10 protein-coding genes are annotated in these 12549 nt (G+C 38.9%); 3 read left to right on the forward strand and 7 right to left on the reverse strand.

Annotated elements, in window-relative coordinates; genetic code table 11:
- The first annotated feature begins 74 nt into the window (after positions 1–74).
- The gene (locus FFJ24_RS20670) at positions 75–1421 is read left to right on the forward strand and encodes a DUF58 domain-containing protein (RefSeq protein ID WP_138819044.1); all 1347 of its coding nucleotides are present in this window, start codon (positions 75–77) and stop codon (positions 1419–1421) included.
- A gap of 181 nt (positions 1422–1602) precedes the next feature.
- On the opposite strand, the gene FFJ24_RS20675 is transcribed toward FFJ24_RS20670, so the two are convergent.
- The 7 genes from FFJ24_RS20675 to FFJ24_RS20700 form a co-directional block, all read right to left on the reverse strand.
- Positions 1603–2097: a GNAT family N-acetyltransferase gene (locus tag FFJ24_RS20675; protein WP_138819045.1), complete on the reverse strand. Its 495-nt coding sequence runs from the start codon at positions 2095–2097 to the stop codon at positions 1603–1605.
- Entirely contained in the window at positions 2094–2654 is a 561-nt protein-coding gene (locus FFJ24_RS20680) for a thiamine pyrophosphokinase (RefSeq protein WP_138819046.1), read from the reverse strand. Before FFJ24_RS20680 ends, FFJ24_RS20675 begins: the two co-directional genes overlap by 4 nt.
- 63 nt (positions 2655–2717) lie before the next feature.
- Complete coding sequence (locus FFJ24_RS20685; RefSeq protein WP_138819047.1) at positions 2718–4010, reverse strand: hypothetical protein; 1293 nt, start codon at positions 4008–4010, stop codon at positions 2718–2720.
- Between the two features lie 58 nt (positions 4011–4068).
- Complete coding sequence (locus tag FFJ24_RS20690; protein ID WP_138819048.1) at positions 4069–4713, reverse strand: thiamine phosphate synthase; 645 nt, start codon at positions 4711–4713, stop codon at positions 4069–4071.
- Between the two features lie 81 nt (positions 4714–4794).
- Positions 4795–7176 (reverse strand): TonB-dependent receptor, encoded by a 2382-nt coding sequence (locus FFJ24_RS20695; protein WP_138819049.1) that lies wholly within the window; start codon positions 7174–7176, stop codon positions 4795–4797.
- A 258-nt stretch (positions 7177–7434) separates the two neighbouring features.
- Entirely contained in the window at positions 7435–7602 is a 168-nt protein-coding gene (locus tag FFJ24_RS26195) for a hypothetical protein (RefSeq protein WP_168202515.1), read from the reverse strand.
- Between the two features lie 234 nt (positions 7603–7836).
- Positions 7837–8367: an AAA family ATPase gene (locus FFJ24_RS20700; protein WP_138819050.1), complete on the reverse strand. Its 531-nt coding sequence runs from the start codon at positions 8365–8367 to the stop codon at positions 7837–7839.
- A gap of 436 nt (positions 8368–8803) precedes the next feature.
- Between FFJ24_RS20700 and FFJ24_RS20705 the strand changes: the two genes are divergently transcribed.
- Positions 8804–9121, forward strand: a complete 318-nt coding sequence (locus FFJ24_RS20705) for a carboxypeptidase regulatory-like domain-containing protein (protein WP_138819051.1) — start codon at positions 8804–8806, stop codon at positions 9119–9121.
- Positions 9122–9329: 208 nt separating this feature from the next.
- Positions 9330–12167 carry a carbamoyl-phosphate synthase large subunit gene (gene carB, locus FFJ24_RS20710; RefSeq protein WP_138819052.1) on the forward strand — a complete coding sequence of 946 codons (2838 nt, stop codon included), beginning with the start codon at positions 9330–9332 and terminating at the stop codon, positions 12165–12167.
- Positions 12168–12549 lie beyond the last annotated feature (382 nt).

Here is a 12549-nt window from a genome sequence, read left to right on the forward strand (position 1 = left end):
TTTAGCAATTACCATAATACAGTTAACCAGTTTAAACAATTAACCAATTAAACAAACTCTACAATTAAACAGTTTTGAAAAAATTCTTTCAGCAATATTATACCAATCTATTCCTAACCGATCGTTTATTTACGGCCTTAGGGTTTTGTATTGTACTTTTTCTGCTGAAGTTCTTTTTTGCCTGGTTGGGCGATATCCCTGAAATTGCAACCGGAGCTGTATTCGTTCTGTTTTTTATTGATCTTTTTATCCTCTACCGGAATAGCAAAGGAGTTGAAGTCAAAAGATTTACTTCAAAGCGTTTGAGCAACGGCGATGAAAATCCGATCCAGATTGAGATTAAAAACCATTACGGTTTTGGGGTAAATGCAAGGGTAATCGACGAAATCCCTTTTCAGTTTCAGATCCGTGATAAAGATTTTAGACTCCATTTAAAACCGGCAGAGATAAAGTCAATCCACTATAACCTGAGGCCAACCAAACGTGGTGAATATGATTTCGGATTTATCAGGACGTATATCAGTTCTCCATTGGGCTTGATCAGCCGGCGTTATAATTTCGATGGAGCGAAAGTTCTACCCGTTTATCCTTCATTTATCAATCTTGGTCAGTACGAATTAATGGCCGTTTCGCGCTATTTAACTGAGTTTGGGATCAAAAAAATCAGAAAGGTTGGGCAGAGCAGCGAATTCGACCAGATTAAAAACTATGTTGGGGGCGATGATATCCGTACCATTAACTGGAAAGCCACCGCCAGAAAAGGTGGTTTGATGGTGAATACCTATACGGATGAGAAATCGCAGAATATTTATTGCATCATCGATAAATCGCGGGTAATGCGCATGCCTTTTGAAGGCTTAAGCCTGCTTGACTATGCCATCAATGCGAGTGTTGCGCTGGCTAAAGTAGCGATGCTTAAAGAAGATAAAGCAGGTTTAATTACCATATCCGAAACTATCGGTTCAATAGTGCCTGCTGACCGTAAAGCTTCGCAGTTGGGTAGCATTATGAACGTGCTTTACAAAGAAAAAACCCGATACCTGGAAAGTAACTTAGAGGTGCTTTATTCTACTGTCCGTTCGGTAGTAAAACAACGCGGACTTTTGGTTTTCTTTACCAATTTCGAAAGTTTATCGGCGCTCCAACGTCAGTTACCCTATTTAAAAAGAATCGCGAAGTACCACTTATTGGTAGTGGTGTTTTTCGAAAATACTGAACTCAAAGGCTTAAGCACCGATCCGGCCAAAGATGTTGAAGGAATTTACCACAAAACCATTGCAGAGAAGTTTATCTATGAGAAAAAACTGATGGTTAAAGAATTGAACAAACATGGTATTCTGGCTATTCTTACCCCACCACAAAAGCTTACGGTTAATGTGATCAATCAGTACCTGGCACTGAAGGCACAGCAGAGGATCTAGTTTGGATCCTTGAGCCCTTAATCTGTAGTCCAAATCGACAACCGCAAAGAGTCCTGGGTCCAAAAACTGCAAATATTGCTTAAAAAATCAGACTAATCAATATCTTCAGTCTGCGTCCCACCAATGCAATTACTTATAGATATAAATATTTGAAAATCAAATCATTAAACCTATACCAAATTTAAAACTTATACTCCATTATATAATCGTCCATAAAGTAGCCCTCACCTATATCAAGCTTTACCGATTCTTTAATGGTAAAACCCCCTTTCAGGTAAAAGTCTTTGGCTTTATTATGCTTGTTCACATTCAATTGCAAAGCGCTTCCTCCTGCATCTTTTACCTGGTTAAAAACCTCATTAATTAAGATTTTTCCAACACCTTTACCATGTGCAGATGGCAGCACATAAAGCTTGTGCAATTTGTAAATACGCGCATCATGTCCAATAATAGAATATCCTGCAAACCCGAACTGATTTTCTCCTTCCTCTGCAATGAGGAAGATATGCCCTTCCATAAATTGTTTCAGTAGCTCACCTTTGTTATACATTTTATCCAACATATAATCGATCTGCGGCTGCCCGATAATATCCAGGTAGGCCGATGGCCAGGTTGCCGCAGCAATGTCCCTGATGATTTCTATATCATCTTCTTTTGCTTTTCTGAGCGTAATCATATCGGTTCACTAATAAAAATTGGTTGTCCTGAAAAGGTAAATTCTACAAAGCCATCTTTAACTACGGTAAAAATTTCTTCTTCATTCTGCGCGAGGTTGGTTACTTCGAGATATCGGTTACCATGGATCAGAAATTCACTTCCCGCAGGTTTCCAAACAGAGAATCCCGATTTTATGGGATAGTGCTTTGCTCTTTCGGTAAATACTACCAGATTAATTTTGTCTTCAAATCCTGCAAATTTCTCAAGATCGAATTTATTCGTAATTACATTTACCGCAGGATATTTCTCTTCGTACAGATAATTAACGGCCACCATTAAAGCATCAACAGGCCCCTGAACAACTTTTGTATCTTCCTGCGTTTCCTGCCCGTTCCCGTTTATCAGCACATCTACCTTTAAACCTAAAGAAAAAATCTTATCGTAATTTTCTCCGTTAACCAAAAGGGTAGGACTCCATTCGAGCAGTTGCCCTAAAAACTCTTCGTTAAAATTCCCAAGCTCATCGATGTACAAAGCCGGCTCTTGTTTTTCTTTTACAATATGGTGTGAAGACATACTGCGAATATAGAAATTTCGCTTTAAGTACGGTATAGGAAGAATCAGTTCGAGGTAAAATGATTAACGATTGTATGGATATTCACTCACCCAATGGAAACCCCTGTTGATGAGCTTAAAATCTTTAAGGTCTTTTCGCTTAAAACTTACCGATATAGAATCTTTCTCTGTCAGGCCCGAAAGAATCAGCCTGTCTTTTCCAATAATATTATAGTTTAAAACATATTTAGTGGAGTCTTTATCCGTTGATTTTAGTACCAGTTCTTTTTTCTTCTGATCAAAAACAGTAGTGAAATTAGCGGAACTGTCGTTCATCTTCTTTATCCTTGCATACCCTGAATAATTAATAATCATCTGTCTCCATCGCGTACTATCAGTAGTTAAAGGCGCCAAGGTTTCACCTTTAACCTTCATGCTTTCAACATCATAAATACCATACATAAATGGTTTGGGTGCCGCACTACCATAAGTTTTTCTCTGTTCAATTAATGACGATACCAGGAATGCCAGAGAAGCCGTAATGTATAGATATTTTGCACCATAAGCCGCAAAGTAGAGCCATTTCTTTCTAAAAGCCGGACGGTACATTTTTTCGAGCTGCTGGCTTTCATATCTGATAAAGAAGCGATATAGTTTTAAGAAATGTGGGGCCAAAATAAAAACACACATCACCACCAGTGCGGTTGAGAGTAGTTTTACAGGAACGTCAAAAAAATAATTCATCGACATTACGTGCGCTGTTGCGGCCAATGATAGAAAAGCACCCACAACAACCGTTCTACGGAACAAAAGCATGATGGCAGAAACTTCTATAATACCCATAAAAATATTGTAGCCTTTAGAAAAGCCGAGGAAGGTCCATGCAAGCCCCATTGGCGATGCATTTCCGAAAGGTTGAAGCAACCTCATTAATGAAGGATCAGGAAACTGGAGTTTGATTACTTTTATAGCGCCATATAATATCAAGGTAAAGGCTAAATAAAATCTTACCAGTACCACAAGCCAGTAATAAGCTGTATTATAGCTTTTGCGTTTGCGGTCTAAAACTGACCAGGTGATACTACCAATTACCGATACCAAAAATATAAAGAGTAGCAATACCCAATCATAAGAGGTATCGCCGCTGCCATTGGTGTAGATTGTAAAATCGTAATTATAGTGGATAATGTGTTTAGAGAACCAGGGAATAAGATCGTGCAATACCAGGTTAGGCAACTGCAGCACACTTGACAGGAACGTAAAGGCTCCATTGTTATTCAAGATGATGAAAAGAGACAAGAGGAGGAAAAAGAACCTGAAGGAAATTTTTTTATAAATATTCCAGGGCGTATTGTTTTGAAGAGCGTTTTCAGACATATTTTGTTCGGTTTATCCAAAGCTAAATATTATCCCATGGGCTTCAAATTATAAAATGTTAATTAACAGCGTTTTCTTTAACTAATGTGTAAAAATCCTGATAGGCTTCAATAAAATCGTCAGCAAAATTAATGGCTCCGGAAACGGCTATGCCATAAATACCGGTTTGCATTAAAGCTTCCACATCGTATGTTTTTATCCCGCCCACAGCCAATACCGGAATGCTGATGGCCTGAGTTTTCAATTCTTTTACCATATACTGATAGCCATCAATGCCTAAATGCGCATAATTGTTGGGTTTGGTTTCAGTTTCTGCAAATGGACCATAACCGGCATAATCTGCACCTTCTTTTGCAAGCCTGACTAAATTGTCTACAGTATTCGCCGATCCTCCCAGTGTAATATCATGGCCAACCAGTTTGCGCAGTTTTATAAAATCGGCGTCCATATCTTCGATATGAAATCCCTGGATATCAGCCTTTCCATTTAAATGAACATGATCAGTAACAATTAAGGTGGTGCCCCAGTCATCACAAATTTCGGCTATCGCATTAATATCCTGTAAAAGTGCTTCATCATTCTTACTCAGACAACGGTACTGGATCCATTTTGCACCGGCCTCACAGGCTTGTTGCACCTGTTCAATATGGCTTAAATGTGGGGTATCGTGTGTGATGTAATGAAGCTTTTCGATATATTTCATGCTAATTTGTTACTATGGGCAATAAGAGTTGACAACCTAAACAGGCTAATTGCCTAAAAGTTGTCAACTCTGAATGACAGATTAAAATTTAACATTCAAACTTAGTAAAAAGTTACGGGTAGCCTGAGGATAATAATAATTGGAACGGCTCAAATCGCCACCAAAAAGGTATGGATAGGTACCTCCATTGCTTTCATATAAAGTACTGAATACGTTATTGATGAGCAAGCTCAAGCCAACATTTTTCACAGCCGCAAACGATGTGTTATAGCTTAAACGGATATCATTAACAAAAAAACTCGATAGTGTGCGGCTATCAGCAGAAGTATTATCCAGGTATTGTTTGCCCACATATTTAGTTAACAAAGCTACATTTGCATTTTTTAATACATTGTAATTGATTTCACTGGAAGCAATAATTGATGGCGAAAAAGCAATGGTGGTATTTTTATAATTGTTAACCACTACCGGATTAACTGCTTTGGGGTCTTCATCATAAATATATTCTTCAAAATTTTTGATCTTGTTTTTACTTAAAGTTGCAGTTGCAGCCCACGAAAGGTTTTTAAGAATTTGCCATTTTCCATCAAACTCTATACCTGCCCGGTAACTATCGGGAACATTTTGGCGTGTCTGTCCCCCAACATCATTTAATTTTCCGGTATTGATCAGCTGATCTTTATAAAACATTGCAAAACCGTTTATGCCAAAAGAAATGGCAGAAAACTGAGTGCGATAACCGGCCTCTACATCTGTTAAATGTTCAGGTTTAGGTCTGCTGTTAATATCTGAATCTGTAAAATCTCTTCTATTGGGCTCCTTATTCCCAACAGCAACTGATGCATAAACATTGCTTTTATCGTTAAAATTATAGGTTAAACCTGCTTTTGGATTGAAAAAATCTAAGGTCGCATTTTGTTGTGCAGGCGTTCCGTTCGGATCTATTCCAAAATAAGAATAGTAAACCCGTCTGTATTGAAGATCGGCAAATAAATTAAATTGATCAATCTGATAATTTGCCCTGCCAAAAATATTGAAATCAGATTTGAAAGCATCATTATCATTATATCGGTGGCGGATAGATTCGCTGCCATTATAATTGGCAAATTGTGCCCAGATTACCTCATCAAAATGCCTTCCTTTATATTCATTGTAAGCACCGCCGAGAACAAAGTTCAAGTTATTTTTTGGAGTATAGTTTAAGGAGTAAGTGACTCCATAAAAATCATTATCCAACCATAAGCGGCGAACAAGGTCAGATGTTTCTTTCTGTTCGGCACCAACTACAACAGGATTTATTTTATAAAATTTTAAACTATCATTTTTAACAAACTCTTCATAGTAGCCTCTTCCATAGGTATAATGCAGGGCTGCGTTGGCAACTAATTGGCTATTGATGTTTCTGGTATAAAATAACTGATAATGGTCTTGTTGATAATTGTCTGTCTGGTTATCATAAGTGAAATCATTGTGTGTGCGATCAGTTTCCAATGCCTCCTGGCTTATACCATTCCAAGCCTGGTAGGTTTTTTCAGTCCCACTAAAAACATTGGCACGAAGAATGTCTTTTTTACCATAATAAGCACCAGAAACAAAGAAAGATTTTAGATTTGATGATGCCCGGTCTACATAACCATCAGATTTTATTCGTGATAAGCGGCCATCAAATGTAAATTTATTATTAATTAAGCCTGTTCCTACACTTACCGTATTTTTCCAGGTATTATAAGAACCATAGGTATTGTTCAGTTCTGCATAAGCAGAATCTCTACGGGTGGTGGTCTGGATGTTTAAACTGCCTCCAAATGCACCTGCGCCATTTGTTGACGTACCCACCCCACGCTGGATCTGGATATTATCAACCGACGATGCTAAATCTGGTAAATTGATAAAAAAACTTCCCTGACTTTCTGCATCATTAAGCGGAATTCCGTTTAAGGTTACGTTAATTCGAGTAGCATCACTACCCCGAATCCGCATTCCGGTATAACCAATTCCCGTTCCACCATCAGAACTTACGACCACAGATGGTGTTTGATTTAATAAATATGGAAGATCCTGGCCTAAATTATTTTTAGCCAACTCTGCTTTATCTAAATTACGAAAAGTCGTTGCTGAATTTTTAGAAGCCCTTGTTGCGCTTACCACAACTTCATCTGCCAAAAAGTTTTGCTGAATCAATGTGAAATTCAATGTTGTAGCCTCTTTAAGGTCTACGGTCTTTTCTTCTGATTTATAGCCTACATAGCTTACTACAAGAGTATACTTTCCGTTAGTCAGATTTGCGATGCTGTAATTTCCTGAAGCATCACCCACCACAGCTGTTTTTTGATTTCTTAATTTAACCGTAGCACCCGGAAGCGGCTGCTGGTTTTGATCTGTTACTTTACCGGTAACAGTAATTTGCGCCGATGCAAAGCAAGGCAACATTGCAACAAGCGCTGCAAAAAGTAAATTTTTCAATGTTTTTGTTTTTAGTTAAACCCATCGGAAAAAGGGGCTTCCCCGATTTCAGTTAAACTTCCATAACTCCAATCCCTACGCCGGCATTACCCGGATCAGGTGCATTCGAGGCTGATGGCTGGAAGGTTTTAAGGCTGATGGGATTTACCCTCTTCCTTTTTACCCTCTACCTTTTACCTCAAAATGGGTATGATCTCAGCCTGTTTTTGTGTTATTTAAACAAGGCACCCCTAATGATGGCACAAATGTAGAAAATATTTAATAATAAGCATGTTTTTTGATGCCTTCTGAGTTAGATAAATCTAAAAACTGCTTAATAAGGATGAATTTTATCCCTTTTAGGTTTAGAAACGACAGGTTCTGCGCGTTTGGCACTTTCAGTCCCGCTTTACGTTCCAGGTCCTCGCTGTGCTGTGGGCTTTCCACTTCAATCAGGTTTAGGTGGCCAGTCCGGTAGAAATATTAATGAATGATCATCAAACGTTCCTCGGGACTTCTCTTGTGTGGAGTGTTCTGGCGCAAGGGTAACAAACCTTTGTTCAATAAACCTGACAGGAGCGAACACGAATCCCGATTTTTCATCGGGTGAAGTAAAGCGAATGGCGGGACTGCCGGCAGCCAAAAGCTACTGACAATCATTTCCAAAAAAATATAAGCCTCCTACCTGCTTAAAAAATCATCAATGGCTCTAACAGCATTTGCTACCCTTTCATCACCCAAGCCGCCAACTACTTTGTAATTTGCATTTAAGGAATGGAGTTCGTTATGCCAAACCTGCATAAAATATTCGCGTTTCTCCGGAAAATCGCGCAGCGGATCATCTTGCCATGGCAAATCAATATCCATTAACAGATACAGGTCGTATGGTTTTTGGGGTAGTGCATCCAATACAACCTGAGGTGTTTCACCAAGTACTTCATCACTCCATATCTTTACCGTAATAAAAGTAGTATCACAAATAATGAAATCACTTTCAGCAATCGCTAAAACTGCATCCTCTAAAGCTACCTGTCCGTAGTACATATTCACCTCATCTTGTAGTGTATAGTCGGCAACCAGGTTTTCGCAATAGTAACGGGCATATTCAGGCACCCATGAAACTTTGTAGTGTTTAGCCAGCTCCTGGGATATAGTAGATTTTCCCGTACTTTCCGGGCCAACAATAGCAATCTTTTTTATGTTCTTATTCACGATACATTTTCTGAATACGTTCAAATGTAACAGAAAAAGCCTTAATAGAAAAAATCCGGCTGAGGAGGGCTCCTCTAACCGGATAATAAACCAAACAAACTATTTATGAAGAAATCCTCATGGCGGGTAACTAATCCGCGGAGGAAGCTTTAGATCATTGTCTAAAGTATATACAAAACGCGTATATGCTCTGCTTATTACAACATTATTGCCAATATTTTGATCATCACAACTTCGTGACGTAATTCTGACCAATAGGGCCACTTTTTCAAAATAGTTTTAACACTAATTAACAGTTGTAACAAAAATACACATTTTCATTTTACATTCGTGTATAATTTATAGTACAATCAGAAAAATAGTGTTCATTATTTAAAACTATATGTACTAAACGCTGTTATCTATTTAAGACATTAAGCAACTAAATCGTTATACCATGAAAAAATTGTGTATTGTATTATCGCTACTGATTGTACTTGCTTTAGGTTCAATTGCCTTTACTCCTATTAAATCAGGTGGAATAATCGGGAAAATTACGCCAGGTGATGCGGCTTCTACAGTTTCGCTTGTAGCAGCGAAAGACACGCTAAATACACAGATTAATCAAGGTGTTTTTACTTTTACAAACCTCAAAGAAGGTGTTTATACGGTTGTGGTAAAAGGCAATGCGCCATATAAAGATGCAGTAATAGAAAAGGTTGCCGTAAAAGATAGCGCGACAACAGATTTAGGCGAAATTAAATTACAACAGTAGCTCATTTTTCAAAAGAAAAATCTAAAAAGAGCGCTTAAATAGGGCTCTTTTTTATTTTAAAAAAAACGCCTTAAAATCATATCTAATGATGTATCTTTGCATCCCGACAGAACAGTTGGGATTTTTCTTCTTATAAGCATAATACCTTCTTGCTTCTTCACCTTCGGGTTCAACACTTTAGAATTTTAATTATTGTTTAAGCTTTATCATGCCTAAAGACACTTCCATACGCTCAGTACTGATTATCGGATCTGGACCAATTATTATTGGCCAAGCCTGTGAATTTGATTATTCAGGTTCGCAAGCGGCGCTTTCTTTAAAAGAAGAAGGGATTACCGTTTCTATTATCAACTCCAATCCGGCGACCATTATGACGGATAAGGTTATCGGCGACCATGTTTACCTGCGTCCGTTAACCGTTGATTCAATAGAAGTTATTTTACAAGAGCATATCGACTCTGCAGATTTACCTAGAATTGATGCCGTACTTCCTACAATGGGAGGCCAAACTGCACTAAACCTCTGTAAAGAAGCCGAAGAACGTGGTGTTTGGGAAAAATACGGTGTAAAAGTGGTTGGTGTAGACGTTGCCGCGATTGAAAAAACCGAAAACCGTGAAGCTTTCCGCCAGTTAATGGTTGATATCGGTGTAGGTGTTGCACAATCGAAAATTGCCAACTCATTTTTAGAAGGTAAAGAAGCTGCACAAGAAATCGGCTACCCATTGGTAATCCGCCCTTCGTATACTTTAGGTGGTTCTGGCGGTGGTTTCGTACATAAAAAAGAGGAATTCGATGCTGCGCTAAAACGTGGTTTAGAAGCTTCGCCAACACACGAAGTATTGGTAGAGAAAGCTGTTTTAGGCTGGAAAGAATACGAGTTAGAGTTGCTAAGAGATAGCAACGATAACGTAATCATTATTTGTTCGATCGAAAACTTCGATCCGATGGGGATCCACACGGGAGATTCGATCACGGTTGCTCCGGCGATGACTTTATCTGATCGTTGTTACCAGGATATGCGTAACCAGGCGATCAAAATGATGCGTGCAATCGGTAACTTCGCCGGCGGCTGTAATGTTCAGTTCTCAGTTAATCCGGCAAATGACGAGATTATCGCCATCGAAATTAACCCACGTGTATCACGTTCATCAGCTTTGGCAAGTAAGGCAACCGGTTATCCGATTGCGAAAATTGCAGCTAAACTGGCTATCGGATACAACCTGGATGAAATTGAAAATCAGATTACCAAAACAACTTCAGCATACTTCGAACCTACTTTAGATTACGTAATTGTTAAAGTACCGCGCTGGAACTTCGATAAATTTAAAGGCGCTAACAAAGAGCTTGGCTTGCAGATGAAATCAGTAGGTGAGGTAATGGCAATTGGCCGTACCTTTATCGAAGCATTACAAAAAGCTTGTCAGAGTTTAGAGATCAACCGCGCTGGTTTAGGTGCAGATGGCAGACAGGTTCGCAATATTGAAGAGATTATGGACGGTTTAGAGCATGCCTCTTGGAACCGTTTATTCTTAATAAAAGATGCCATGGTAATGGGTGTGCCTTTGGAGTCTATCCGTAAGGTTACTAAAATTGATAAATGGTTCTTAAACCAGATTCAGGAGCTTGTATTGCTTGAAACTGAACTAAAAAGATACTCATTAAATAACATCCCTCAGGATTTCTTCGTAACCCTTAAGCAAAAAGGCTTCTCTGATATTCAGATCGCGTGGTTGTTAGGCAATGTTACTGAAGATGAAGTTTACGATCGCCGTAAAGCTTTAGGCATAAACAGGGTGTATAAAATGGTTGATACCTGCGCTGCAGAGTTTCCGGCCAAAACACCATATTACTATTCTACTTTCGAAGAAGAGAATGAATCAAAACCTTCTGACAGGAAAAAAGTAATTGTTTTGGGTTCAGGACCTAACCGTATTGGTCAGGGTATCGAATTCGATTATTCATGTGTACATGGTTTATTGGCTGCAAAAGAATCGGGTTTCGAAGCCATCATGGTTAACTGTAACCCTGAAACGGTTTCTACCGACTTTAACATGGCCGATAAATTATACTTCGAGCCTGTTTTCTGGGAACATGTTCGCGAAATTATCGACTTAGAAAAACCTGAAGGTGTAATTGTCCAGCTGGGTGGTCAAACCGCGCTGAAAATGGCAGAAAAATTAACTGAAAAAGGCATCAAAATTATCGGAACATCTTTCGAGAACATGGACATTGCCGAAGACCGCGGCCGTTTCTCTGATCTATTGAAAGAATTAGACATCCCTTATCCAAAATATGGTGTTGCAGAAAATGCCGAGGAGGCCATTGTTGTTGCAAATGAGGTAGGTTACCCGGTATTGGTTCGTCCGAGTTATGTACTGGGTGGACAGGGTATGAGTATCGTAATTAACGATGAAGACCTTGAAAAAGCAGTGGTGAAATTATTAGGTGATTTACCGGGCAACCGCGTATTGATCGATCACTTTTTGGATAGGGCAGAAGAAGCAGAATCTGATTCAATATCTGACGGTGAGGATGTACACATTGTAGGTATGATGGAACACATTGAGCCAGCAGGTATCCACTCAGGAGATTCATTTGCAGTATTACCTACATTCAGCTTATCCGAAACGGTAACAAAAGCAATGGAAGAATACTCCATTAAAATTGCAAAAGCGTTAGATGTACGTGGTTTACTGAACATCCAGTTTGCTATTAAAGATGAGAAAGTATATGTAATCGAAGCGAATCCCAGGGCATCGCGTACGGTTCCGTTCATCGCAAAAGCTTACGATGTTCCATACATCAACATTGCGGCCAAAATTATGTTAGGCGTAGCTAAACTGAAAGATTTTACCATCGAGCGCAAGCTTAAAGGTTACGCGATTAAAGAACCGGTTTTCTCTTACGAAAAATTCCCGGAGGTAACAAAGGAATTAGGTCCGGAAATGAAATCTACAGGTGAAGCCATCCGTTTCATCAAAGATTTAGAAGACCCTTACTTCCGCAAGCTTTACAAAGACAAATCAATGTATTTGAGTAAGTAATCTGCTTACAAAGGTTTATAAAATAGCAATGGCCAGTGAAAATCACTGGCCATTTTTATAATATTGTATTTGGCGGCTCGTCATTCCCAACTCGATTGGGAATCTTAAAGCTTATTGCATTAAGATTCCCGCCTGCGCCTATCGTGTGGACACATCTTTCGGTTTGGGTTTTTTATACGTTTTGCTAGCTTGCTTTAATAAATTTACAGGTTTTACCGAAGAACGCCGTCAATCCCAAGGGCCAGGAGAATCAAAAAAACAGAAGTAGTTCATTACAATTGGCACAAACAAACCTGAAACGCAGTGGTTTTGTGTTCGTAATCATGAATTAAAGCTCAAAATAGTATTGAACACAAAACAACGTGCCGCTGTTTTTTTGATG

The organism is Pedobacter sp. KBS0701 (genome assembly GCF_005938645.2).
Taxonomy (GTDB): Bacteria; Bacteroidota; Bacteroidia; order Sphingobacteriales; family Sphingobacteriaceae; genus Pedobacter.

Excerpts from the sequence above, each read along its gene's own strand:
- FFJ24_RS20675 (WP_138819045.1), bottom strand. The coding sequence starts at position 2,097 with ATGATTACGCTCAGAAAAGCAAAAGAAGATGATATAGAAATCATCAGG.
- FFJ24_RS20680 (WP_138819046.1), bottom strand. The coding sequence starts at position 2,654 with ATGTCTTCACACCATATTGTAAAAGAAAAACAAGAGCCGGCTTTGTAC.
- FFJ24_RS20685 (WP_138819047.1), bottom strand. The coding sequence starts at position 4,010 with ATGTCTGAAAACGCTCTTCAAAACAATACGCCCTGGAATATTTATAAA.
- FFJ24_RS20690 (WP_138819048.1), bottom strand. The coding sequence starts at position 4,713 with ATGAAATATATCGAAAAGCTTCATTACATCACACACGATACCCCACAT.
- FFJ24_RS20705 (WP_138819051.1), top strand. The coding sequence starts at position 8,804 with ATGAAAAAATTGTGTATTGTATTATCGCTACTGATTGTACTTGCTTTA.
- carB (WP_138819052.1), top strand. The coding sequence starts at position 9,330 with ATGCCTAAAGACACTTCCATACGCTCAGTACTGATTATCGGATCTGGA.